Origin of the sequence: Mesorhizobium sp. WSM4306 (genome assembly GCF_007003975.1) — a bacterium.
Classification (GTDB): Bacteria; Pseudomonadota; Alphaproteobacteria; order Rhizobiales; family Rhizobiaceae; genus Mesorhizobium.
Genome location: NZ_VFTC01000001.1, coordinates 684,419 through 707,020, shown reverse-complemented (window position 1 = coordinate 707,020; position 22,602 = coordinate 684,419). Strand labels below are relative to the sequence as shown.

Annotated in this window: 22 protein-coding genes; 15 read left to right on the top strand and 7 right to left on the bottom strand. The window is 63.1% G+C overall.

Annotated features, from left to right (window positions below):
• Nucleotides 1-118 precede the first annotated feature (118 nt).
• The 4 genes from FJV77_RS03575 (at nucleotide 119) to FJV77_RS03560 (ending at nucleotide 3,657) form a co-directional block, all read left to right on the top strand.
• Nucleotides 119-1,369: a Zn-dependent hydrolase gene (locus FJV77_RS03575; RefSeq protein ID WP_142865487.1), complete on the top strand. Its 1,251-nt coding sequence runs from the start codon at nucleotides 119-121 to the stop codon at nucleotides 1,367-1,369.
• Between the two features lie 62 nt (nucleotides 1,370-1,431).
• Nucleotides 1,432-2,883, top strand: a complete 1,452-nt coding sequence (gene hydA, locus FJV77_RS03570; protein ID WP_142865486.1) for a dihydropyrimidinase — start codon at nucleotides 1,432-1,434, stop codon at nucleotides 2,881-2,883.
• A 41-nt stretch (nucleotides 2,884-2,924) separates the two neighbouring features.
• The gene (locus FJV77_RS03565) at nucleotides 2,925-3,257 is read left to right on the top strand and encodes a hypothetical protein (RefSeq protein WP_246691124.1); all 333 of its coding nucleotides are present in this window, start codon (nucleotides 2,925-2,927) and stop codon (nucleotides 3,255-3,257) included.
• 16 nt (nucleotides 3,258-3,273) lie between these two features.
• Nucleotides 3,274-3,657 carry a hypothetical protein gene (locus FJV77_RS03560; RefSeq protein WP_142865484.1) on the top strand — a complete coding sequence of 128 codons (384 nt, stop codon included), beginning with the start codon at nucleotides 3,274-3,276 and terminating at the stop codon, nucleotides 3,655-3,657.
• 17 nt (nucleotides 3,658-3,674) lie between these two features.
• Here the strand turns inward: FJV77_RS03560 and FJV77_RS03555 are convergent, their stop codons facing one another.
• Nucleotides 3,675-4,085: a cupin domain-containing protein gene (locus tag FJV77_RS03555; RefSeq protein WP_181055698.1), complete on the bottom strand. Its 411-nt coding sequence runs from the start codon at nucleotides 4,083-4,085 to the stop codon at nucleotides 3,675-3,677.
• A gap of 110 nt (nucleotides 4,086-4,195) precedes the next feature.
• On the opposite strand from FJV77_RS03555, the gene FJV77_RS03550 reads away from it, so the two are divergent.
• The 4 genes from FJV77_RS03550 (at nucleotide 4,196) to FJV77_RS03535 (ending at nucleotide 8,339) form a co-directional block, all read left to right on the top strand.
• The gene (locus FJV77_RS03550) at nucleotides 4,196-4,987 is read left to right on the top strand and encodes an ABC transporter ATP-binding protein (protein WP_142865482.1); all 792 of its coding nucleotides are present in this window, start codon (nucleotides 4,196-4,198) and stop codon (nucleotides 4,985-4,987) included.
• 311 nt (nucleotides 4,988-5,298) lie between these two features.
• A complete protein-coding gene (locus tag FJV77_RS03545) occupies nucleotides 5,299-6,177 on the top strand; it encodes an ABC transporter permease (RefSeq protein ID WP_142865481.1) in 879 nt (292 codons plus the stop codon).
• Nucleotides 6,174-7,328: an ABC transporter permease gene (locus tag FJV77_RS03540; RefSeq protein WP_142865480.1), complete on the top strand. Its 1,155-nt coding sequence runs from the start codon at nucleotides 6,174-6,176 to the stop codon at nucleotides 7,326-7,328. Before FJV77_RS03545 ends, FJV77_RS03540 begins: the two co-directional genes overlap by 4 nt.
• A 39-nt stretch (nucleotides 7,329-7,367) precedes the next feature.
• On the top strand, nucleotides 7,368-8,339 hold the full coding sequence (locus tag FJV77_RS03535; protein WP_142865479.1) for an ABC transporter substrate-binding protein: 972 nt from the start codon (nucleotides 7,368-7,370) through the stop codon (nucleotides 8,337-8,339).
• A gap of 121 nt (nucleotides 8,340-8,460) precedes the next feature.
• Here the strand turns inward: FJV77_RS03535 and FJV77_RS03530 are convergent, their stop codons facing one another.
• Nucleotides 8,461-8,919, bottom strand: coding sequence for an Lrp/AsnC family transcriptional regulator (locus FJV77_RS03530; protein ID WP_142865478.1), 459 nt, complete (start codon nucleotides 8,917-8,919; stop codon nucleotides 8,461-8,463).
• 123 nt (nucleotides 8,920-9,042) lie between these two features.
• Between FJV77_RS03530 and FJV77_RS03525 the strand changes: the two genes are divergently transcribed.
• Both FJV77_RS03525 and FJV77_RS03520 read left to right on the top strand, forming a co-directional pair.
• Nucleotides 9,043-10,326 carry a cystathionine gamma-synthase family protein gene (locus FJV77_RS03525; RefSeq protein WP_142865477.1) on the top strand — a complete coding sequence of 428 codons (1,284 nt, stop codon included), beginning with the start codon at nucleotides 9,043-9,045 and terminating at the stop codon, nucleotides 10,324-10,326.
• Between the two features lie 154 nt (nucleotides 10,327-10,480).
• Nucleotides 10,481-10,924, top strand: a complete 444-nt coding sequence (locus FJV77_RS03520; RefSeq protein ID WP_142865476.1) for a CHRD domain-containing protein — start codon at nucleotides 10,481-10,483, stop codon at nucleotides 10,922-10,924.
• A 117-nt stretch (nucleotides 10,925-11,041) separates the two neighbouring features.
• On the opposite strand, the gene FJV77_RS03515 is transcribed toward FJV77_RS03520, so the two are convergent.
• From FJV77_RS03515 to FJV77_RS03505, 3 genes are all read right to left on the bottom strand, one after another.
• Complete coding sequence (locus FJV77_RS03515; RefSeq protein WP_142865475.1) at nucleotides 11,042-12,691, bottom strand: thiamine pyrophosphate-binding protein; 1,650 nt, start codon at nucleotides 12,689-12,691, stop codon at nucleotides 11,042-11,044.
• Nucleotides 12,688-13,863 (bottom strand): CaiB/BaiF CoA-transferase family protein, encoded by a 1,176-nt coding sequence (locus FJV77_RS03510; RefSeq protein WP_142865474.1) that lies wholly within the window; start codon nucleotides 13,861-13,863, stop codon nucleotides 12,688-12,690. The genes FJV77_RS03515 and FJV77_RS03510 overlap by 4 nt, the downstream gene beginning before the upstream one ends.
• A gap of 81 nt (nucleotides 13,864-13,944) precedes the next feature.
• Nucleotides 13,945-14,877, bottom strand: a complete 933-nt coding sequence (locus FJV77_RS03505; RefSeq protein WP_142865473.1) for an alpha/beta hydrolase — start codon at nucleotides 14,875-14,877, stop codon at nucleotides 13,945-13,947.
• A 170-nt stretch (nucleotides 14,878-15,047) separates the two neighbouring features.
• Here FJV77_RS03505 and FJV77_RS03500 point away from each other — a divergent pair, with 170 nt between their 5' ends.
• Both FJV77_RS03500 and FJV77_RS03495 read left to right on the top strand, forming a co-directional pair.
• Entirely contained in the window at nucleotides 15,048-16,055 is a 1,008-nt protein-coding gene (locus FJV77_RS03500; protein ID WP_142865472.1) for a ribonuclease, read from the top strand.
• 70 nt (nucleotides 16,056-16,125) lie between these two features.
• A complete protein-coding gene (locus FJV77_RS03495; protein ID WP_142865471.1) occupies nucleotides 16,126-16,782 on the top strand; it encodes a hypothetical protein in 657 nt (218 codons plus the stop codon).
• Here FJV77_RS03495 and FJV77_RS03490 read toward each other — a convergent pair.
• Nucleotides 16,754-18,043, bottom strand: a complete 1,290-nt coding sequence (locus FJV77_RS03490) for a GGDEF domain-containing protein (protein ID WP_142865470.1) — start codon at nucleotides 18,041-18,043, stop codon at nucleotides 16,754-16,756. The two genes, FJV77_RS03495 and FJV77_RS03490, sit on opposite strands and share 29 nt — an antisense overlap.
• Before the next feature lie 240 nt (nucleotides 18,044-18,283).
• On the opposite strand from FJV77_RS03490, the gene ettA reads away from it, so the two are divergent.
• The 3 genes from ettA to FJV77_RS03475 all read left to right on the top strand — a co-directional run bounded on the left by ettA (nucleotide 18,284) and on the right by FJV77_RS03475 (nucleotide 22,000).
• The gene (gene ettA, locus FJV77_RS03485) at nucleotides 18,284-19,933 is read left to right on the top strand and encodes an energy-dependent translational throttle protein EttA (protein WP_142865469.1); all 1,650 of its coding nucleotides are present in this window, start codon (nucleotides 18,284-18,286) and stop codon (nucleotides 19,931-19,933) included.
• Nucleotides 19,934-19,977: 44 nt separating this feature from the next.
• Complete coding sequence (tam, locus tag FJV77_RS03480) at nucleotides 19,978-20,748, top strand: trans-aconitate 2-methyltransferase (RefSeq protein WP_142865468.1); 771 nt, start codon at nucleotides 19,978-19,980, stop codon at nucleotides 20,746-20,748.
• A gap of 130 nt (nucleotides 20,749-20,878) precedes the next feature.
• Entirely contained in the window at nucleotides 20,879-22,000 is a 1,122-nt protein-coding gene (locus FJV77_RS03475; RefSeq protein WP_142865524.1) for a beta-ketoacyl-ACP synthase III, read from the top strand.
• On the opposite strand, the gene FJV77_RS03470 is transcribed toward FJV77_RS03475, so the two are convergent.
• Nucleotides 22,001-22,567, bottom strand: coding sequence for an isoprenylcysteine carboxylmethyltransferase family protein (locus FJV77_RS03470; protein ID WP_142865467.1), 567 nt, complete (start codon nucleotides 22,565-22,567; stop codon nucleotides 22,001-22,003).
• Nucleotides 22,568-22,602: the final 35 nt, after the last annotated feature.

The window sequence follows — 22,602 nt, the reverse complement described above, 5'->3', positions numbered from 1 at the left end:
ATCAACGAACTGATCGACCATGTGCGTGAAGTGCTGAGGGCGATAGATTGACAAACTGGGCGCGGATACCCCTCCCCTCGAGGGGGAGGGGGACGCTGTGCAATTGGAGAGAGTTTGAATGGCTGCCCCCGGCGAGAATCTGCGAATCAATTCAGACCGTTTGTGGGATTCCATCATGGAGATGGCGAAGATCGGCCCCGGCATTGCCGGTGGCAACAATCGCCAGACCGTGACCGACGAGGACGGCGAGGGCAGGCATCTGTTCAAACGCTGGTGCGAGGCGGCCGGGCTCGAAATGGGCCTCGACGAGATGGGCACCATGTTCGCCCGCCGGGAAGGCGCCGATCCCAGTCTGCCGCCGGTCTATGTCGGCAGCCATCTCGATACGCAGCCGACGGGCGGCAAATATGACGGCGTGCTTGGCGTCCTCGGCGGGCTGGAGATCATCCGCTCGCTCAACGATCTCGGCATCACCACCAGGCATCCGATCGTCGTCACCAACTGGACCAATGAGGAAGGCTCGCGCTTTGCCCCGGCGATGATGGCGTCCGGCGTGTTCGCCGGCGTGCTGGAGCAGGCGGACGTGTACCAGCACACGGATAAACAGGGAAAAAAATTCGGCGAGGAGCTGGAGCGCATCGGCTGGAAGGGCACCGAGAAGGTCGGTGACCGCAAGATCCACGCCTTCTTCGAGCTGCATATAGAGCAGGGGCCGATCCTCGAGGATGAAGGCATCGACATCGGCGTCGTCACCCACGGCCAGGGGCTGAAATGGCTGCAGGTGACGCTGACCGGCAAGGAGGCGCATACCGGTTCGACGCCGATGCCCAAGCGCCGCAATGCCGGGCTCGGCATGGCCCGGGTGATCGAGCTGGTGCACGAAATCGCCATGGACTACCAGCCCGATGCCGTCGGCGCTGTCGGCCATATGGAAGTGTTTCCGAATTCGCGCAACATCATCGCCGGGCGCACCGTCTTCACCATCGACATCCGCTCGCCCGAGAAGGAAGTGCTGGACGCCATGGACGGCCGCATCCGCGAAGGCATCGACACGATCTGCGAGGCGCTCGACATCCAGTACAAGGTCGAACAGGTCGGCGCATTCGATCCGGTGACCTTCGACGCCGGATGCGTCAAGGCAATCCGCGATGCCGCCGATCGTCTCGGCTATTCCCACCGCAACATCGTTTCCGGCGCCGGTCATGATGCCTGCTGGATCAACCGGGTCGCGCCGACCGCCATGGTGATGTGCCCCTGCGTTGACGGGTTGTCACACAACGAGGCCGAGGAAATTTCGAAGGAATGGGCAGCGGCGGGTGCCGACGTGTTGTTTCATGCGGTGGTGGAGACAGCGGGGATCGTGGCGTGAACTAAAATCTGGGTTCAAACGACGCTCACAAAGAAGCGCGACAAGAACAAGGGAACACGAAAATGACCAAAGTCATCCGAAACGGCACCATCGTCACCGCCGACCGCACCTGGAAGGCCGATGTGCTGATGCAGCACGGCAAGATCGTCGCCATCGGCTCGAACCTGCATGGCGACCATGAGTTCGATGCCACCGGCTGCTACATCATGCCGGGCGGCATCGATCCGCACACCCATCTCGAAATGCCGTTCATGGGCACCTATTCGGCCGATGATTTCGAGTCCGGCACGCGCGCAGCGCTGTCCGGCGGCACGACGATGGTGGTCGATTTCTGCCTGCCGGCGCCGCAGCAGTCGCTGCTCGAAGCCTTGCAGATGTGGGACAACAAGACCTCGAAGGCGTCCTGCGACTACTCCTTTCACATGGCGATCACCTGGTGGGGCAAGCAGGTGTTCGACGAGATGGCGACCGTCGTCGACAAGGGCATCACTTCGTTCAAGCACTTCATGGCCTACAAGGGTGCGTTGATGGTCGACGACGACGAGATGTATGCGTCGTTCCAGCGCTGCGCCGATCTCGGCGCGCTGCCGCTGGTGCATGCCGAGAACGGCGATGTGGTCGCTGCCTTGTCGCAAAAGCTGCTCGCTGCCGGCAACAACGGCCCCGAGGGCCACGCCTATTCGCGGCCGCCGGAAGTGGAGGGCGAGGCGACCAACCGCGCCATCATGATCGCAGACATGGCCGGCGTGCCGCTCTATGTCGTGCATGTCTCCTGCGAACAGAGCCACGAAGCCATCCGCCGCGCCCGCCAGAAGGGCATGCGCGTGTTCGGCGAGCCGCTGATCCAGCATCTGACGCTGGATGAGAGCGAGTATTTCAACAAGGATTGGGACCATGCGGCGCGCCGCGTCATGAGCCCACCCTTCCGCAACAAGCTGCACCAGGATTCGCTGTGGGCCGGCCTTCAGGCGGGATCGCTGCAAGTGGTGGCGACCGACCACTGCGCCTTCACCACCAAGCAGAAGCGCAACGGCATCGGCGATTTCACCAAGATCCCGAACGGCACTGGCGGGCTCGAAGACCGCTTGCCGGTGCTGTGGACGACCGGCGTCAACACCGGGCGGCTGACGATGAACGAGTTCGTCGCGGTGACGTCGACCAACATCGCCAAGATCCTCAACATGTATCCGAAGAAGGGCGCCATCGTCGAAGGTGCCGATGCCGACATCGTCGTCTGGGACCCGAAGCGCAAGAAGAAGATCACGTCGAAGAAGCAGCAGTCGGTGATCGACTACAACGTCTTCGAAGGTTTCGAGGTGACGGGCCTGCCGCGCTTCGTGTTTTCGCGCGGTGAACTGTCGATCGAGGAAGCCGAGGTCAGGGCCAAGCCCGGCCATGGCGAGTTCGTCGCCCGTGAACCGAACGCGGCGGTCAACCGGGCGCTGTCGACCTGGAAGGACATTACCGCGCCTCGCAAAGTGGAACGCACCGGCATTCCGGCGACCGGGGTCTGAGGTTGCCGAATTCCGCAGCGCTCATGTCGTTGGTCGTGGCGATGGCGATCGCCGGTCCCGCAACCGCGGCCGACAGGCTGCTCGGTTCTTGGGGCAACGATGCCGGCTGCGTCGTCGCAAAGGCCGGTTATCAGGACGGCGACGACTATATCGTGCTGACCGCGGAGGGCATCGAGACCTGTGGCAGCGGCTGCCGGTTCGCTCAGCAATTGACCTCGACGCCGGGTACGCAATCGCTTGATGCGACCTGTTCGGCCGAGGGCGAGGCGGGGACGACGGCTGAAACCGTTGTGGTCACCAACGAGGGCGAGGGTGGTTTCTTCGTGACCATTCCCGGCCTTGAGGAAATGGGGCCGTTGCAACCGTGTTCGTGATTTTGGATTGGGGGGAATGAGCGTGCGTGGTTTTGGTCTCTTTGTAACGGTGCTTGCCGTTCTGGCCGCTGGTCAGGCTTTCGCGGCAGGCATCGACCTGTCGAAGCCCTATGGCGACAAATATGGCTGCATCAACCGCAACGGCCAGGAACTCGCCGCCGATCGGATGCTGCTGTTGACCGACGAGGCATTGGTCACCGCCGCCAGCGCCTGCACCTTCACGGACAAGCAGGCCCAGGCCGATGGATCGCTGGTGGTGACGGCAACCTGTGAAGCGGAAGGCGAAGAGGGCTCGGAGCCGACCAAGTTCACCATCAAGCGCAGCGCCAAGAACGCCAAGAAGCTGACGATCGCCGACGAAGACGGCAACGTCATGGGGGAAGTCTCGCGGTGCAAATGACCGCAGTCCTGCCGGTGTCAGGCGACCAGCGCATCCAGTTCCGGCAGCAGGACGACGCTTTCCTGTTCGTTGGGATCGGTGCGGGCGATGACGGCCGAGGATGGAGCGTTGCTCAGATTGGCCGGCAGATGCGGCACGCCGGCAGGAATGTAGAAGAGGTCGCCGGCCTTGACGACGATGTGGTGCTCCAGCCGGTCGCCATACCAGGTGTGGACCTCGCCGGAGAGCACATAGATCGCCGTTTCATGGCTTTCATGCAGGTGCGCCTTGGCACGGGCGCCGGGCGGCAGGGTGAGCAGATGCATGCAGATGCCGGACGAGCCGACCGTCTCGGCGGCAATGCCGGCGAAATAGGTCAATCCCTGCTTGCCTTCATAAGTGCTTTCAGGGCGGATAAGGTGACAGGTGGGTTTGGGCGACATCGGCAAGGCTCCGGGCGTCGGTTGAGTGGGATTGGACGAGTGGAAAACAACATCAGCGCAAATGTAACGGCATTTCATCGGGCGCGGCAGCGGCTGCGAAAGGCAGGCTGCGGCCAATGACGGGAACCTCGCCAGCCGTCGTTTCGGCAAGCAAACTTGGCCTCACCTTTCAGACCAATGACGGTCCGGTGCAGGCGCTCTCCAATGTCGACCTGACCATCGGCAAGGGCGAATTCGTCTCCTTTATCGGCCCGTCCGGCTGCGGCAAGACGACCTTGCTGCGCGTCATCGCCGATCTGGAGAAGCCGACTTCGGGCACCATCTCGGTCAACGGCATGACGCCGGAGCAGGCGCGCGAGAAACGCGCCTATGGCTATGTCTTCCAGGCGGCCGCGCTTTTCCCCTGGCGCACGATCGAACGCAATGTGGCGCTGCCGCTGGAGATCATCGGCCTCTCCCGGGTCGAGCAGGCCGAGCGCATCAGGCGCACAATGGAACTCGTCAATCTCTCAGGATTCGAGAAGAAATACCCCTGGCAGCTTTCCGGCGGCATGCAGCAGCGCGCCTCGATCGCGCGAGCGCTCGCCTTCGATGCCGACCTGTTGCTGATGGACGAGCCATTCGGCGCGCTGGACGAAATCGTGCGCGACCATCTCAACGAACAGCTTCTGGAACTGTGGGCGCGGACCAACAAGACGATCTGCTTCGTCACCCATTCGATTCCCGAGGCGGTGTATCTGTCGACGCGCATCGTCGTCATGTCGCCGCGCCCCGGCCGCGTCAGCGACGTCATCGAATCGACGCTGCCGAAGGAGCGGCCGCTGGATATCCGCGAGACGCCGGAGTTTTTGGCGATCGCCGCCCGGGTGCGCGACGGCCTCAGGGCAGGGCATAGCTATGATGATTGAGGGGGTGGCCCATCGCGACTTCGTCATCCTAGGGCGGAGCAAGGAGCGAAGCGACGCGACGCAGACCCTAGGATCCATGCCGTTACCTCAACGTTCCGCAGCGGTGCAGGCCGATGCACCTTACGCCGTGCGTTCGAAGGCGAACATTCTGGACCGCTTATACCCCTCGGCCAACGTCACGGAATGGATCCTAGGGTCTGCGCGACGCTTCGCGTCGCTCCGCCCTAGGATGACGAACGCGAAGGTGGTCGGCCTTCGCTTCGCTCCCTCCACCCTCTCCCCGGTGGGGAGAGGAGGAGGGCCGCGCTAAAATGGACACCTTCCGCGACAAGCTCATCCCCGTCACCTCGATCCTCCTGGGCGTGGTCGTGCTCTGGTATGTCTTTGCCGTCATCCTCAACGCGCCGTTCCAGCGAGACCTCGACCGCCGCGCCAACGAGACCTCCACGTTCAGCGAGTTCATCGGCAAGACGTTGTCGCAGCCGAAGCCGACCCTGCCGGCACCGCATCAGGTGGCGGTGAATTTCTTCGAGAACACCTTTCTGCGGCCCATCACCTCGACCCGCAGCCTTGTCTACAATGCCTGGGTGACCTTGTCGTCGACGCTGCTCGGCTTTGCCTTCGGCACCGCGCTCGGCATCATCATCGCCGTCGGCATCGTCCATGTGGCGACGCTCGACCGCAGCCTGATGCCGTGGATCATCGCCTCGCAGACGATTCCTATCCTGGCCGTGGCGCCGATGATCATCGTGGTTTTGGCGGCGATTGGCGTCACCGGTCTCATCCCGAAGGCGATGATTTCGACCTATCTGTCGTTCTTCCCGGTGACGGTGGGCATGGTGAAGGGCCTGCGCTCGCCCGAGATCATGCATCTCGACCTGATGCACACCTACAATGCCAGCGCCTCGCAGACCTTCTGGAAATTGCGCGTGCCGGCTTCCGTGCCATTCCTGTTCACCTCGATGAAGGTGGCGGTGGCGGCGAGCCTGGTCGGCGCCATTGTCGGCGAATTGCCGACCGGAGCCGTTGCCGGGATCGGCGCCAAGCTGCTCGCCGGCGCCTATTACAGCCAGTCCATCGACATCTGGTCCGCGCTGGTTGCCGGCTCGGTGGTGGCAGCACTTCTGGTCATGGTGGTCGGCATTGCCGGGCGCCTCGTCGACCGCGCCATGGGCGGGAGGCCGGCATGAACTGGCTGAAGCCCTCCTGGCAAGCGGTGCTGGCCCTTCTCCTGTGTCTTGTCGCTCTGGCGCTCGGCGCGATGTCTAAGCCGGAAGCGGCTGCACTTGCAGATCCGGCCGCCAGCTTCGACTACCCCTATTTCGGAATAAAGACGCCGATGATCGTCCTGGGCATGCTGGCGGGGCTGATCTCAATGCTCAGGATTTCGGAGCTGGCGGAGGCCGTGGTGCTGTTTGTCGGCGCCCACCTCGTCGCCTGGATGCTGATCTCGGGCATTACGGGTTTCGAAGGCACAGCATTGGCGCCGTACTTCCTGCTGCTCGCTGCTGCCTGGCTGCTTGCCTGGCGCTGCGTCGCGGTGCTGTCCGGTCTTCGGCCGATGGAAAAAGGGGTGCGGATGGCGCTGCGCCTGATCATCCCGGCGATCTTCGGCGCCTGGATCCTGATCATCTGGGAAGCGGTGACGCGCGGCGCCGGCATCCCCTTCATCCTTTTGCCGCCGCCAAGCGCCATCGGCGCGCGCATTGCGAGTTCCCTGCCGGTGCTCGGCGCCGATGTCCGGCAGACCATCTTCAAGGCGGTGATCTTCGGCTATGTCGTCGGCAGCGGCGCCGGCTTCCTCGTGGCGATCGCGGCCGACCGCGTGCCGTTCCTGCGCCGCGGGCTCTTGCCGATCGGCAACATGGTCTCGGCGCTGCCGATCATTGGCGTGGCGCCGATCATGGTGATGTGGTTCGGCTTCGACTGGCCTTCCAAGGCAGCTGTCGTCATCATCATGACCTTCTTCCCGATGCTGGTGAACACGGTCGCCGGCCTTGCCGCCTCCGGCCATATGGAGCGCGACCTGATGCGCACCTACGCGTCGGGCTACTGGCCGACGCTCTTGAAGCTCCGGCTGCCGGCAGCGGCGCCCTTCATCTTCAATGCGCTGAAGATCAACTCGACGCTGGCGCTGATCGGCGCCATCGTCGCCGAATTCTTCGGTACGCCAGTCGTCGGCATGGGCTTCCGCATCTCGACCGAGGTCGGGCGGATGAACATCGACATGGTCTGGGCCGAAATCGCAGTTGCAGCCCTTGCGGGTTCGGTCTTTTATGGCGTGGTCGCTCTCGTCGAGAGAGCCGTCACGTTTTGGCATCCCTCTGTCCGTGGTGGATAGGGCGGTGGGTTTTGGGTGTTAACTTCAGAGGGTAAAAACATGAAAAGACTGATCATTCCGATGCTGGCCAGTGCGATGTCGCTGGCCGCGTTCCAGGCCATGGCCGCCGACAAGGTGACCTTGCAGCTGAAATGGGTCACGCAGGCCCAGTTTGCCGGCTACTACGTCGCCAAGGCCAAGGGTTTCTATGAGGCCGAAGGCCTCGACGTCGACATCAAGCCGGGCGGTCCCGATATCGCGCCGGAGCAGGTGATCGCCGGCGGTGGCGCCGATGTCATCGTCGACTGGATGGGTGGGGCGCTCGCCGCGCGCGAAAAGGGCGTGCCGCTGGTCAACATCGCCCAGCCGTTCAAGAAGGCCGGCATGGAACTGGTCTGCCCGAAGGACGGCCCAATCAAGACCGAAGCCGATTTCAAGGGCCATACGCTGGGCGTCTGGTTCTTCGGTAACGAATATCCGTTCTACGCCTGGATGAACAAGCTCGGCCTCAAGACCGAAGGCGGCCCGGACGGTGTCACCGTTCTCAAGCAGAGCTTTGACGTGCAGCCGCTGATCCAGAAGCAGGCGGATTGCATCTCGGTCATGACCTACAACGAGTACTGGCAGTTGATCGACGCCGGCTACAAGCCGGAACAGCTGACCGTGTTCAACTACTCGGCGATGGGCAACGACCTGCTCGAAGACGGGCTCTATGCCTCGGAAGACAAGCTCAAGGATCCGGCCTTCGAGGACAAGATGGTGCGTTTCGTGCGCGCTTCGATGAAGGGCTGGAAATACGCTGTCGACAACAATGACGAAGCCGCAGGCATCGTCATGGATAATGGCGGCCAGGACGAGAATCACCAGAAGCGGATGATGAGCGAAATCGCCAAGCTGATCGACAATGCCGACGGCAAGCTCGATCCGGCGACCTACGAGCGCACCGCCAAGGCGCTGCTCGACCAGAAGATCATCACCAAGGCGCCGACCGGCGCCTACACCACGGCGATCACCGACAAGGCGATCAAATAAGCCTGGTTAGGTCGTTTCGATCTTGAGAGCGACGAAGAGCGGTTCGAAAGAGCCGCTCTTTTTCTTTGTTTGATGCATGTCGTTGCCCCAAAACCGCTGCACACTTTTGGGCGACATGCATTCAGAGGCGCCGTTCCTTTATGGTGTTCATGACGAAGCTGGTCTCGATCGAGGCGACGCATTTCAGCCGGGCGATCTTTTCCTTGATGAAGCGCTCGTACTGGTCGAGGCTGCCGGTCACCACCTTCAGCACATAGTCGCGCGACCCGGTGACGAGGTGGCATTCCAGCACCTCTTCCCAACCGCGGATCGCCTCCTCGAACATGACGATCTCGTCCTCGTTCTGGCGGCTGAGCCTGACGGTGGCGATGGCGACCATGTTCCAGCCGAAGGCGGCGGGATCGACCAGCGTGGTGTAGCCTCTGATAATGCCGGCTTCCTCCAGCCGCCGTACCCGCCGCAGGCAAGGTGACGGCGACAGGCCAATGCGCTCGGCAAGCTCGTTGTTGGTGATGCGGGCGTCGGCCTGCAGTTCGCGCAGGATTTTAAGGTCGAAATCGTCGGCTATCTTCTGCTGCACTTTTGCTCGCTCCTGGCAGTTTGTTGCCGGGATGCAGCCATGTGGGGCCGAAAATAGCAAGGACTGATGGATCGGGATCGCATAAATTGCCGCACGAGACTCCTCCAGAACGCAGGAAAAACCATGACCGCGCCGCGCCCGTCGAAAACCCATATCGGCAACCACAAGCTCCATCCCGAGACGCTGATGCTGAGCTACGGCTTTGATCCGCAGCTGTCGGAAGGCGCCGTCAAGCCGCCGGTGTTCTTGACCTCGACCTTCGTGTTCAAATCGGCGGAAGAGGGACGCGATTTCTTCGATTACACATCCGGCCGCAAGGAGCCGCCGAGCGGCACGGCGTCCGGCCTGGTCTATTCGCGCTTCAACCATCCCAACTCAGAGATCGTCGAGGACCGGCTGGCGGTCTATGAGGGGACGGATGCCTGCATCCTGTTTTCGTCGGGCATGTCGGCGATCGCCACGACGCTGCTCGCCTATGCCCGTCCGGGCGACGTCATCCTGCATTCGCAGCCGCTTTACGGCGGCACCGAGACGCTTTTGACGCGCACCCTGTCCGGCTTCGGCATCGGCGCTGTCGGTTTCGCGGATGGTGTGGACGAGAAGGCGGTGCGCTCGGCTGCGGACGCTGCCGTGGCGAAGGGCCGCGTCTCCGTCATCCTGATCGAGACGCCGTCAAACCCGACCAACAGCCTGGTCGATATCGCGCTGATCAGAAAGATCGCCGACGAGATCGGCGGCAAGCAGGGCTCGACGCCGATCATCGTCTGCGACAACACGCTGCTCGGCCCGGTGTTCCAGCGACCCATCGAACACGGCGCCGATGTCTCGGTCTATTCACTGACCAAATATGTCGGCGGCCATTCCGACCTGATCGCCGGTGCGGCCATGGGCGGCAAGGCGGTGACCAAGCCGATCAAGGCGCTGCGCGGCGCCATCGGCACGCAGCTCGATCCACATTCCTGCTGGATGCTCGGCCGCTCGCTGGAGACGCTGTCGATCCGCATGGAGCGCGCCAACGACAATGCGCGCCTGGTGGCTGAATTCCTGCGCGATCATGCCAAGGTCGAGAAGGTGCACTACCTGCCGTTCCTCCGCGAGGATACCTCTGCGGGCCGCGCCTATAAGGCGCAGTGCAGCGGCGCCGGCTCGACCTTTTCCTTCGACATCAAGGGCGGCGAGAAGGCGGCTTTCGCCTTTCTCAACGGGCTGCAGATCTTCAAGCTGGCGGTGAGCCTCGGCGGCACGGAATCGCTTGCCAGCCACCCGGCGGCGATGACCCATTCCGGCATTCCCTTCGACGTTCGTCAGCGCATCGGCGTGTTGGAGACGACGGTCAGGCTGTCTATCGGTGTCGAGCATCCGGACGATCTGATCGCCGATCTGACGCAGGCGCTGGCAGCGGTTTGATCGCCTGGCCAGGAGGGGCGGGCAATTGCGCCTTTTGTTTGCGACCGGTCACAAAACCGTGTGTTGGGAAACATTACGCTGTTCGGCCGTTCCAGCTTAGGCATGCGCGCGTCGGGGAGCCGCGGCGCATGTGACATGCAATCGGAGGTTCTTCATGCGCACACAATCCTTCCTGCCGGCGTTTTCGGCGCTCGCCGTTTCGGTCGCCTTTCTGTTCGCGTCACCCGCGATGGCCGAGGTGGTGAAGTACAAGGCCACACTCGATGGCAGCCAGCAGAATCCGGCGGTCACCACAAAGGGCAAGGGCACCGCTACCTTAACCTTCGATACCGCCAAGAAGAAGCTCAGCTGGAACGTCAAATATTCCGGCCTCAGCGGGCCGGCGACGGCTGCGCACATTCATGGCCCGGCGGCGATGGGTGCGAACGCAGCGCCCGTGATCCCGTTCAAAGGCAAGCTCAAAAGCCCGATCAAGGGTTCGGCGGAACTGACCGACGCGCAGGCCGCCGACCTCGCGGCCGGCAACTATTACGTCAATGTCCACACCGCCGCGAACAAGGATGGCGAGATTCGCGGACAGATCGAGGCGGCGAAGTAGGGCCGGACAGAATAGCGATTGCTTTGGAAGCCAAGCAATTGGCTTTCCGACCGCTGCGCGGAGCACTCCTCAACCCCCCACAAGGAGGGAGATCGGATTTCGCGACTGCTTCGCCAATCAGGCCTTGTCGCGGATCTGCGTCATCGTCCGCGTCGGGGTGATCGCCTCGGGATCGAGCCTGATCTCGACGATCGCCGGCTTGTCGCTTGCCCGGGCGCGCTCGAAGGCGGGGGCGAAATCGGCCGTCTTCTCGACCGTTTCGCCGTGGCCGCCATAGGCGCGGGCAAGGGCGGCAAAGTCCGGGTTCTTCAGGTCGGTGGCGACGACGCGGCCGGGATAGTCACGCTCCTGATGCATGCGGATGGTGCCGTAGATGCCGTTGTTGACGACGATGACGATGATCGGCAGGTCATACTGGACGGCGGTGGCGAATTCCTGCCCGTTCATCAGGAAGCAGCCGTCGCCGGCAAAGGCGATCACGGTGCGGTCCGGGTGGAGCGCCTTGGCGGCGACCGCAGCCGGCGTGCCGTAGCCCATCGAGCCAGAGGTGGGCGCGCCTTGCGTGGCGAAGCGGCGGAAGCGGTGGAAGCGATGCACCCAGGTGGCGTAATTGCCGGCGCCGTTGGTCAGAATGGCGTCGTCGGGTAGCACCTTTTCCAGGTAATTCATGATCGGTCCCATCTGGACCGGGCCAGGGCCGCTTTCAGGCGGCGTCGACCAGTCGAGATAGGCGGCATGTGCCTTCGCTGTCTCATCTGCCCAGGACGGCGTGCCAGCCGGCTTGCGGTTGGCGAACGCCTCGACGAAAGCCGATGGCGAGGCGTTGATGGCCAGCGTCGGCCGGTAGACGCGGCCGAGTTCACCGGCATCGGCATGGACATGGACCAGCGTCTGGTCGGGGTAGGGGCTCTTCAGCAGCGTGTAGTCGGAGGACGGCATCTCGCCCATGCGGCCGCCGATCAGCAGCACCAGGTCGGCCTGCTTGATCGCTGTCGCCAGCTTCGGATTGATGCCGATGCCGACATCGCCGGCATAGTTCGGGTGGAGATGATCGAACAGCATCTGGCGGCGGAAGGAGCAGCCGACCGGCAGCGACCATGCCTCGGCGATGGTGCGCATGCGTGCCACCGCTTCCTCGTCCCAGCGCGTGCCGCCGAGGATGACGAAAGGACGCTTGGCTTTGCCGAGCAGTTTCTCCAGCGCGTCGAGCTCGGCTTCGCCGGGCCGGGTTTCGACCGGTGTGTGTGGCAAGGCCGCGGGCGCTTCGACCAGACTGGTCAGCATGTCCTCGGGCAGCGAGATCACGACAGGACCGGGGCGGCCTGAGGTTGCCACCGCGAAGGCGCGGGTGACGAATTCCGGGATGCGCGCGGCATCGTCGATCTCGACGACCCATTTGGCGATGTCGCCGAAGAAGCGCTTGTAGTCGACTTCCTGGAAAGCCTCGCGCTCCTTGGCGTGGCTGGCGACCTGGCCGATGAACAGGATCACGGGAATAGAATCCTGCATGGCGATGTGAATGCCGGCCGAGGCGTTGGTGGCGCCGGGGCCACGAGTGACGAAGCAGATGCCGGGCTTGCCGGTCAGCCGCCCCTGGCAGTCGGCCATCATCGCGGCACCGCCTTCCTGGCGGCAGACAATGGTGCGGATCGACGAGTCATGCAGCGCGTCGAGCACGGCGAGATAGGATTCGCCCGGCACGCAAAAGATGCGGTCGGTGCCGTTGGCCTCGAGCGCGTCGACAATTAATTGTCCGCCGGTCTTCATTTTCCAGATTTCTCCAGTTCGGCAAGGATTTCTTCGGTGTGTTCGCCAAGGCGCGGTGAGGGGCGCTGATAGACCAGCGGCGTGCCGGACATCACCATCGGCGCGCGTACCGAAGGCAGACGGTTGCCGTGGCCATCGTCGAGGTCGAGGCGCATGCCGCGCGCAATGGTCTGCGGGTCGGCAAACATCTGGCCGATATTGTTGATCGGGCTCGCCGGCACGCTGGCTGCTTCGAGTTTCGCCAGCAGCGGGTCGCGATCCCAGTTCTTCAGCGTCTCGATCATATGCTCGCGCAGTTTCACCCGGTTGGCGACACGGGCAGGGTTGGTGGCGAAATCGGGATCCGCGGCGAGATGGTCGAGCCCGACAGCGGCGCAGAATTTGCCGAACTGGCCGTCATTGCCGACCGCGAGGATGATGTGGCCATCCCTGACCGGTACAACCTCATAGGGCGCGATGTTCATATGCGCATTGCCCATCTGCACCGGCGATTTGCCGGAGACGAGATAGTTGAGGTTCTGGTTGCCGAGTGCGGAGATCTGGGTGTCGAACAGCGCCATGTCGATGTGCTGGCCTTCGCCTGTCTTTTCGGCATGGCGAAGCGCTGCCTGGATGGCGATCACCGAATAGAGGCCGGTGAAGATATCGGAAATGGCGACGCCGGCCTTTTGCGGCTCGCGCCCGGCCTCGCCGGTGATCGACATCATGCCGGCCATGGCCTGGATGATGAAATCATAGCCCGCGCGGGGTGCGTAAGGCCCATCCTGGCCGAAGCCGGTGATCGAACAATAGACGAGCTTTGGATTGATCTTGCGCAGGCTCTCGTAATCGAGGCCGTATTTTTTCAGCCCGCCGAGCTTGAAGTTCTCGATCAGCACATCCGAGGTAGCGACCAGCCGGCATATCGTTTCAGCACCCTCAGGCGTCGAGAAGTCGATGGCGATGGAACGCTTGCCGCGATTGCAGGAGTGATAATAGGCGGCCGACAGGTTCTCGCCGTCATGGCTCATGACGAAGGGCGGACCCCATTTGCGGGTGTCGTCGCCGCCATCGGGACTTTCGACCTTGATGACATCGGCGCCGAGATCGGCCAGCAACTGCCCGGCCCATGGCCCGGCCAGGATGCGGGCCAGTTCGATGGCGCGGACGCCTTTCAGTGGAGGTTCAGCCATAAATCACCAGAGCGGGTCGGAACCGCAGCCTCTATCAATCCGGGATGCCGCTGTCACGAGGCTTGCGCTGGGCCAGCGATGTCACCGTTTCAGCACGCCGTCGGCCCAGGCGGCGAAATCGTCCATGACGGTGTCGCGATTCACCTCGTTCAGGCTTTCGTGGCGGGTGTTGGCGTAAACCTTTGAAACCAGATTCGAAAAGCCCATCGCGCGCATGCGTTTGGCGAGATGATCGATGGCTTTGCCGTAGTCGGAAGCCGGGTCTTTCTCGCCGCCGACGATGCTGACGGGAAGATCGCGCCTTATGCCGGCAAAGCCGGAATCCTTGCCGCCATTCTGCGCCATCTGGACGACGTCGCGCCACATCGAGATCGAGGCATCCCAGCCGCAGAGCGGATCGGCGACGTACTTGGCCACTTCCGCCTCGTCGCGCGACAGCCAGTCAAACAGCGTCTTGTGGTTGGGAACCGCCTTGCCCCAGGCCTGGAAGGTCAGCCGGGGCAAGATACGCGAGGGGATATCGGAGCCGAGCCTGAAGCGTTCATAGGCCAGGATGGTGAGCGCCAGCTGGCCAAGCAGGCCTTGCGAGAAATTGCCGTTCCAGATCGCGGCGGCGTGGACGCGTGGCGAGTGCGCCAACAGGTAGTTGAGCGCCACCGACGCGCCCATCGAGTGGCCGAACAGGATGACCGGGAGGCCAAGCTGCTCCTTTGCGATCAGGTCGTGAACGGCGTCGATATCGGCGACCACCTTGGCGGCGCCGTCGATGCCGGCGAACCTGCCGAGCGGCGCATCAGGCGCCTTGGTCGCGCCGTGGCCGCGGTGGTCGTGGACGTAGACGTGAAAGCCGCGCGGCGCGAGGTAATCGGCAAAGCGCGCATAGCGCGCGGCGTGCTCGGCCAGGCCATGGTTGATCTGGACGACGGCGCGCGGAGTGCCGCTCGCGTGCTTCACGTAAAGGTTGAGCGCGGCCCCGGTCGGTGAGGCCAGCGTCGTCTGCTTGTCAAATGCCATGTCTCGCTCCCTCAGCGACTGTTGGGCGACGGCGCGACCGACGTCAAGGGGGAGGTCGGGAAGCGTCAGCCGCACTTGGTGGAGATGTTTTTTGCGGCCGGCGAAAGAAATCGTAATTCTGACATGTCGTACGTTTCTAGCTTGCGCTATGACACGCTAGGAGTGCTGGAATGCGGATATCGGCAATAGTGGCTGCGGTGTTTTTTGCGCTGGCCGGCGCGGGCGCGGCGCAAGCCGACGTCAAGATGAGCGGCTCTTTCGTGGCAGATGCGGCCTGTCCGGCAACGCAGGCGATCAAGAGCGGCAGGAATCCGGGCAATATCGCGACAACGGCAGGGCAAAGCTACGATCTCCTGGCCGGCAACAAGGATGCGCCGACGCATTATCTCATCCGTGTGCCCGGCGCCGATCCGGAACGCCGCTGGGTCAAGGTCAGCTGTGGCCATGTTACCGGCGGCAGCGCGTCGGCCCAGCCGGCCGCGCCGGCTGATCAGGGCAAGCCTGCGGCTTCGGGAAAGCCCGAATATGTCTTTGCGCTGAGCTGGCAGCCGGCCTTCTGCGAAACCAGATCGAGCAAGCCCGAATGCCAGGCACAGACGGCGGGCGGTTTCGACGCGTCGCATTTCACGCTGCACGGGCTATGGCCGCAGCCGAACGGCAACTTTTATTGCCAGGTGCCGGCGAGCGACAAGGCCAACGACAATCCTGCCCATTGGGGCGATCTGCCGCCCGTCGATCTCGATGCCAACACGCGCGCCGAGCTCGACCAGGTGATGCCGGGCACGGCGTCCAAGCTCGAGCGGCACGAGTGGATCAAGCACGGCACCTGCTACGGCAAGAGCCAGCAGGAGTATTTTGCCGAGGCGCTGAACCTGATGCGGGCGGTGAACGCTTCGCCGGTGCGCGAGCTCTTCACCAAGAATGTCGGCAAGCAGCTGACCTCGGACCAGATCCGCAGCGCCTTCGACAGCGCCTTCGGCGCCGGTGCAGGGGCGCGGGTGCGCGTCTCCTGCCTGGTCGATCCGTCGAGCGGCAGGCGGCTGATCGGCGAGCTGACGCTCGGCCTGACCGGCCCGATCGGCCCGGACAGTTCGCTGGGCAATCTGATGCTAGCCTCGGCGCCGACGACCAAGGCCGGCTGCCCGAAGGGCTCGGTCGATGCGGCCGGGTTCCAGTAGGACATCCGTCTGTCGCTTGGCGACGACGCGGTGATATGGTCTGGACGCATTTCATTCGGCGGGGGTGGCGATGAGTGGCATGACATCAGGCGCGCTGGCGCGGCTGGCTTTCTGGGCCAGAGGGATGACCGCAATCCAGGACGGCCGCATGGAATGGCCGGGCTTTTCCTACACCGATGCCGAGTGGGCGCGCATGCGCGTGCTCGCCGCGCCGATCGGGGCCGGTCGCTACCAGCTGTTCACGATGGTCAATGCGGTGATCTTCATTGCCATCGCCGCGCTCGGGGTCGTCTGTGTCTTCCTGCCGCTGGCAAACCTTTTGTTTCCAGTGCCGGCCGAAACCAGCGCGCTCAAATTCTCGGCTCTGCTGGCGGCCTACGCGTTCCTTGTCATCGGTATTGGCCTGCCGATCTCGATGCGCCTGTCGAGCATGCTCCTGGCGTCCAGGGAGATGCGCGCCGGCCTTGTCACCGAGGCCGGCGACGAGGCGCTGGCGGCAAAGGTGTCCTGGCAGATCAACCGCATCATGCTCATCATGTGCGGCCTTCTGGTGCCGGGCATCCTGCTGTTCATCGCCTACGACATCGATGCCGGTCCGATCATCACCACGCTGAAATGGCTGGCGATCGTGCTGATGGCGGTCTCAGTTGCGGTCGCGCGTTGCAGCAGCGCAAGCGGAGCCAATAGGCGCCAGTGCTTCAGCCGCTTATGCCGCGTCCGCGTGTGAGCCTCCGCACGCCGAAATCTTCGGCATCGTCCCGCGCTTCGCCGACGACGCGGTCGCGTCCGGTGGACTTGGCCTTGTAAAGACGTTCATCGGCAAGGGCGAAGAGATCAGCAAGCGAGCCGACCGTCTCGTTGACGGTGGCGATGCCGGCGCTGACGCTGATGTCGAAGCGGTTTGCGGACGCCTTGACGGCATGGCGGATGTTTTCGCCGAGCAATCTGGCGACCGGATGCGGTTGCGAGCAAAGGATGGCGAACTCCTCGCCGCCGATCCTGAAAACCTGGTCCTGCGCGCCGGCTGCCTGGGTCAGCACCTGGGCGATCGATCTCAGCACCCTGTCGCCCTCGGCATGGCCGAAGCGATCGTTGATCGATTTGAAATGGTCGACGTCGACGATCAGCAGGCTGAGCGGCTGGGCCGTGCGCAGGCTGACGGCGACCGAATTTTCGCCATCGCTGTCAAAACGTCCCCTGTGCAACAGACCGGTCAAACCATCGCGGCCGACATGTTCGACCAGGGCTTCGTAGCGCTCGCGATAGGTCAAGGTATCGAAAACGTCGGACAAACCACGCGGCGCCACGGCCTGCCGCGTCTCGAACCATCTGAGATAGGCGACGAGCATGGCGCTGTAGGTAATGGCCGCGCCCATTTTGGCGAACCAGCCGCCGAAAAAGACTGCGATCGGCGCGCCAGCGACAAAATGCAGGGCGGTGAAAAATCCGGCCTGGTCGAAGGTCAGCACGCAGGCGACGCAAATCAGGATGCGGGAGAACTGAGCCTTGCGCAGATGGTGCCCGAGCTTTTCGTAAAGCAGGATGATCAGTATGGCGTCGATAAAGAGCAGTGTCGTGCCCCAGGCCATCAGCCAGCCCATCTCGTCGATGAAGCCGATGTCGGGCATCTTGCCATCGGGAAGGGGTGCGATGGCATGCATGCGCAGCAAAAGCCCCAAGCCAATCATCAGGGCGTTGCCGAACAGCAGGCCGTAGATGGGCTGGCGCACGGTTGCCGCGTCTTCCTTGATGTAGAGCAGAAGCAGCATGACCACCTTGCCGGAAAACAGCACCGCCGAACCCGGCGAGACCATGCCAAAGGGCAGTTCGACATAGAAGACGCTGGCGAGATAGGTTTCGAGGAAATGCATGGCGCCGAGCGCGCAGATGAAGACGCCGAGGCCGGTGCGGTCCCTGAAGCGGAACAGCGTGACCATGACGCTGAAATAGACGACCGCTTCGGCAAGGAGCAGGAGACTGTTCAGCACTGCCGTTGGTCCGATCTTTCTCTCGATCGCGCAAAACCGGCGATCCCTCCCGATCCTGTTGTGACTCCGAAGTGTTAACCGGAGATTTCAGCGCGGCTGTGGGCGGTTGAAAACTTGGCGGGCAGTGCACGCCCGGCTTGAAATGGCAAAAGCGATTGCCGTTCGGCCCGGCATCGCCTACATAGCGCCCAAACCTCCATTCAATCCGACATTTTCGGTCAACTGTCAGGGAAAGCGCGCGTGGCTCGCCAGTTCATCTATCACATGTCCGGCCTGTCCAAGGCCTATGGCACCAAGAAGGTGCTCGATAACGTCCACCTGTCCTTCTATCCGGACGCCAAGATCGGCATTCTGGGCCCCAACGGCTCGGGCAAGTCGACGATCCTGCGCATCATGGCGGGGCTCGACAAGGAGTTCCAGGGCGAGGCGTGGCTGGCCGAAGGCGCCACGGTCGGCTACCTCGCGCAGGAGCCGCAGCTCGACCCCAAGAAGACCGTGATGGAAAACGTCATGGAAGGCGTCGCCAGGAAGACCGCCATCATCGAGCGCTACAACGAGCTGATGATGAATTATTCCGACGAGACGGCCGACGAGTCGGGCAAGCTCCAGGACGAGATGGACAGGCTGAACCTGTGGGATCTCGAGCAGCAGGTCGAGATGGCGATGGATGCGCTTCAGTGCCCGCCGGGCGATTCCGAAGTGACCAACCTGTCGGGCGGCGAGCGCCGCCGTGTCGCGCTTTGCCAGCTTCTGCTGCGCCAGCCGGACCTGCTTTTGCTTGACGAACCGACCAACCATCTCGACGCCGAGACCACGGCGTGGCTGGAAAAGCACCTGCGCGACTATCCGGGCTCGGTGCTGATCATCACCCACGATCGCTACTTCCTCGACAATGTCACCGGCTGGATCCTCGAGCTCGATCGCGGCCGTGGCATTCCCTACGAGGGCAACTACACCAGATATCTCGACGCCAAGGCCAAGCGCCTGATCCAGGAAGGCCGCGAGGACGATGCTCGCCAGAAGTCGATCTGGCGCGAGCGCGAATGGATCCAGTCCTCGCCGAAGGCGCGCCAGACCAAGTCGAAGGCGCGTATCAAGGCCTATGAGGAACTGGTCGAGCAGTCGCAGAACCGCAAGCCGACCGACACGCAGATCGTTATCCCGTCGAGCGAGCGTCTCGGCAATGTCGTCATCGAGGTCGAAGGCCTGAACAAGGGCTTTGGCGACGAGCTTTTGATCGAGAACCTGTCGTTCCGTCTGCCGCCGGGCGGTATTGTCGGCGTCATCGGCCCGAACGGCGCCGGCAAGACGACGCTGTTCAAGACGTTCACCGGCCAGGAAAAGCCGGATGCGGGCTCGGTGCGCATCGGTGAGACGGTCAAGCTCGGCTATGTCGACCAGAGCCGCGACGCGCTCGATGGCAGCAAAACCGTATGGGAAGAAATTTCCGGCGGCGCCGAAATCATCAAGCTCGGCAAGCACGAGATCAACAGCCGCGCCTATTGCTCGTCCTTCAACTTCCGTGGCGGCGACCAGCAGCAGAAGGTCGGCAACCTCTCGGGCGGCCAGCGCAACCGCGTGCATCTGGCCAAGATGCTGAAGGGCGGCGGCAATGTGCTGCTGCTCGACGAACCGACCAACGATCTCGACACCGAGACGCTGGGCGCACTGGAAGATGCGCTCGAAGCCTATGCCGGCTGTGCCGTCATCATCAGCCACGATCGCATGTTCCTCGACCGTATGGCCACCCACATGCTTGCTTTCGAAGGCGATGCGCATGTCGAGTGGTTCGAAGGCAATTTCGAGGAATATGAGAAGGACAAGCTGCGGCGTCTCGGTGCCGAAGCAGCAGCCCCGCACCGCATGACCCACAAGCGGCTGACGCGGTAAGCGATTAATTCGGGCGGCGAATTCTCAAGATTTGAGGAGCTGAAATGGCTGATTGGTCCGCCGCCCAATATCTGAAATTCGAGGATGAGCGCACGCGGCCCGCGCGCGATCTCGTGGCGCAAGTGCCGGTCGACTTCCCGCGCCGGGTCGTCGACATAGGCTGCGGCCCGGGCAACTCGACCGAGCTATTGGTCGAGCGCTGGCCGGATGCGCAGATCAGCGGTTTCGACACCTCTCCCGACATGATCGAAAAGGCGAGGGCGCGGCTGCCCAGCGTCAATTTCGATCTCGCCGATGCGTTGACATGGCAGCCGGCCGAGCCGGTCAACGTGATCTTCGCCAATGCGGTGTTCCAGTGGCTGCCGACCCATCCGGCTGTCTTCCAGCGGCTGATGGGCTTTCTCGCGCCGGGCGGCGCGCTGGCTGTCCAGATGCCCGACAATCTGCTTGAGCCCTCGCATCAGCTGATGCGCAAGACCGCGGCCGAAATGCCGTTCGCCGTGAAGATGGCGGGTGCTGCCCGCGGGCCGTTGCCGCCGGTATCGTTCTACTATGATCTGTTGTCGCCACTCTCCGACCGGGTCGACATCTGGCATACCGCCTACAATCATCCGCTCGCCGGCGCCGAAGCGATCGTCGAGTGGGTGAAGTCGACGGGGCTGAAGCCGTTCCTCGATCCGCTGGACGCCGACGAGCGCAAGATGTTCCTCGATAGCTACACGGCCAAGATCGCCAAGGCCTATCCAAAGACCGCAAACGGAAAGGTGCTGCTGCGCTTCCCGCGTATTTTCATCGTCGCCAAGCGGGCCAGTTAGTACTCTGGCGAACGCCGCCAATGCCCACGGCTTAAGCCGGCGTTAAACCGGCCGGGCGAGAAAAGGGTTGCGCCGAACCTCTTCGTCGCCCACATGAGAACGACAACGCCTGCGCATGGACGGACTGGATATGCATCGCGTCATCATCAGCGGCATCGGCGTTGAAATCCCTGAAGCAAAGATCACCAATGAAGAACTGGTCGCCAGCTTCAATGCCTGGGTCGACGCTGAGAATGCGCGACGCGAGGTCTCGGGCGAGACGCTGCTGCAGAAATCGGACAGCGCTTTCATCGTCCATGCTTCAGGCGTCCAGACCCGGCATGTCATCGAGCGTGAAGGCATTCTCGATCCGACGCGCATGGCGCCGCGCATTCCGGCCCGGCCCGATGATGCGCTGTCGCTGCAGGCCGAGTTCGGTGTCGCCGCAGCAAAAAAAGCGCTCGACCATGCCGGCCTGAACCCGTCCGACATTGACCTGGTGATCTGCTCGGCCTCGCACCAGCAGCGGCCCTATCCGGCGATCGCCATCGAAATGCAGGAGGCGCTGGGCACCAAGGGCGCCGGCTTCGACATGGGTCTTGGCTGTTCGTCCGCCGCGGCCGCCTTGCACATCGCGGTCAATCTGGTGCGGACGGGCGCTCACAAACGCGTCCTGGTGGTCACGCCGGAGATCATCACCGGTCATCTCAATTTCCGCGACCGGCAGACGCATTTCATCTTCGGCGACGCGTCCGTGGCGATGGTGGTCGAGGGGCTGGCCAAGGGCGAAAAGCGGCCAGGACGCTTCGAAGTGCTGGACACGCGCACCTGGACGCAGATGTCGAACAACATCCGCACCAATCTCGGCTACCACACCCGCACCGCCCAGGACGATCCTTACATGATCAACCTCGAGGGCAATCTGATCAAACAGGTCGGCAACAAGGTGTTCAAGGAAGTCACCGTCGCCGGCCACAAATTCATCGTCGAATTCCTTGCCGAGCACGGGCTGACGCCGCGAGCCGTCCGCCGCTTCTGGCTGCATCAGGCCAATGCGCGGATGAACGCCATGATCCTGAAACTGGCCTTCGGCCATGAACTCGACCACGACCGTGCGCCGATGGTGCTGGAGCGGCTCGGCAACACCGCCGGCGCCGGCGCCATCATTGCGCTGTCGGAAAACCATGCCGACATGAAGCCCGGCGATTTCGGCGTGCTGTGCGCCTTCGGCGCCGGCTATTCGATTGGTGGCGCGCTGCTCAGAATGCTGTAGTCAGGCTGGGGTGAACGGCACCAGCATCGGCACCCGGCGGGCATAGTCGTCATAGGCGCTACCCAGTTCGCCGCGCAGAAAACGCTCCTCAAGCTTTGCCTTGACGACGATGCCGATGGTGAGAAAGACCGCGCCGGCGATGCCCCAGACCGTGCCCTTGGCTGCCATGGTGGCCAAGATCGCCAAGAGCAGCCCGGTGTAGATCGGATGGCGGACCAGCCCGTAGGGGCCGGTGTCGATGACACGGTGCTGGGCCTTCGCCGTGACCGAAGCCGACCAGAGGCGGCCGAGATGCAGCCGCGCCCACCATGCGAATAACAGGCCAATGGTAATGAGCCCGACGCAGATCCACGCTTCGGCAAGGGTCGGAAACCAGAACCGCAGCCGGTCTGCATAGCCGTGCGCGGGAATGAACAGCAGCACCGCGCCGATCATCCACAAAGCGCGATAGCGAAACTCCGCCTGGATGCCCGCGCGCTTTTGCGCGGGGTCGGACCAAAAGGCGGCTAGAAACCAGGACGCTACCCAGATCAGCCAGAGCAATGCGATTGCCGTACCGGGACGCATGGGAGATCTCCACCGACTGTCTCACCATGAAGCCG

Coding starts and splice junctions, on each gene's coding strand:
- FJV77_RS03575 (WP_142865487.1), top strand. CDS start 119: ATGGCTGCCCCCGGCGAGAATCTGCGAATCAATTCAGACCGTTTGTGG.
- hydA (WP_142865486.1), top strand. CDS start 1,432: ATGACCAAAGTCATCCGAAACGGCACCATCGTCACCGCCGACCGCACC.
- FJV77_RS03565 (WP_246691124.1), top strand. CDS start 2,925: ATGGCGATCGCCGGTCCCGCAACCGCGGCCGACAGGCTGCTCGGTTCT.
- FJV77_RS03560 (WP_142865484.1), top strand. CDS start 3,274: ATGAGCGTGCGTGGTTTTGGTCTCTTTGTAACGGTGCTTGCCGTTCTG.
- FJV77_RS03550 (WP_142865482.1), top strand. CDS start 4,196: ATGACGGGAACCTCGCCAGCCGTCGTTTCGGCAAGCAAACTTGGCCTC.
- FJV77_RS03545 (WP_142865481.1), top strand. CDS start 5,299: ATGGACACCTTCCGCGACAAGCTCATCCCCGTCACCTCGATCCTCCTG.
- FJV77_RS03540 (WP_142865480.1), top strand. CDS start 6,174: ATGAACTGGCTGAAGCCCTCCTGGCAAGCGGTGCTGGCCCTTCTCCTG.
- FJV77_RS03535 (WP_142865479.1), top strand. CDS start 7,368: ATGAAAAGACTGATCATTCCGATGCTGGCCAGTGCGATGTCGCTGGCC.
- FJV77_RS03525 (WP_142865477.1), top strand. CDS start 9,043: ATGACCGCGCCGCGCCCGTCGAAAACCCATATCGGCAACCACAAGCTC.
- FJV77_RS03520 (WP_142865476.1), top strand. CDS start 10,481: ATGCGCACACAATCCTTCCTGCCGGCGTTTTCGGCGCTCGCCGTTTCG.
- FJV77_RS03515 (WP_142865475.1), bottom strand. CDS start 12,691: ATGAAGACCGGCGGACAATTAATTGTCGACGCGCTCGAGGCCAACGGC.
- FJV77_RS03510 (WP_142865474.1), bottom strand. CDS start 13,863: ATGGCTGAACCTCCACTGAAAGGCGTCCGCGCCATCGAACTGGCCCGC.
- FJV77_RS03505 (WP_142865473.1), bottom strand. CDS start 14,877: ATGGCATTTGACAAGCAGACGACGCTGGCCTCACCGACCGGGGCCGCG.
- FJV77_RS03500 (WP_142865472.1), top strand. CDS start 15,048: ATGCGGATATCGGCAATAGTGGCTGCGGTGTTTTTTGCGCTGGCCGGC.
- FJV77_RS03495 (WP_142865471.1), top strand. CDS start 16,126: ATGAGTGGCATGACATCAGGCGCGCTGGCGCGGCTGGCTTTCTGGGCC.
- tam (WP_142865468.1), top strand. CDS start 19,978: ATGGCTGATTGGTCCGCCGCCCAATATCTGAAATTCGAGGATGAGCGC.
- FJV77_RS03475 (WP_142865524.1), top strand. CDS start 20,879: ATGCATCGCGTCATCATCAGCGGCATCGGCGTTGAAATCCCTGAAGCA.
- FJV77_RS03470 (WP_142865467.1), bottom strand. CDS start 22,567: ATGCGTCCCGGTACGGCAATCGCATTGCTCTGGCTGATCTGGGTAGCG.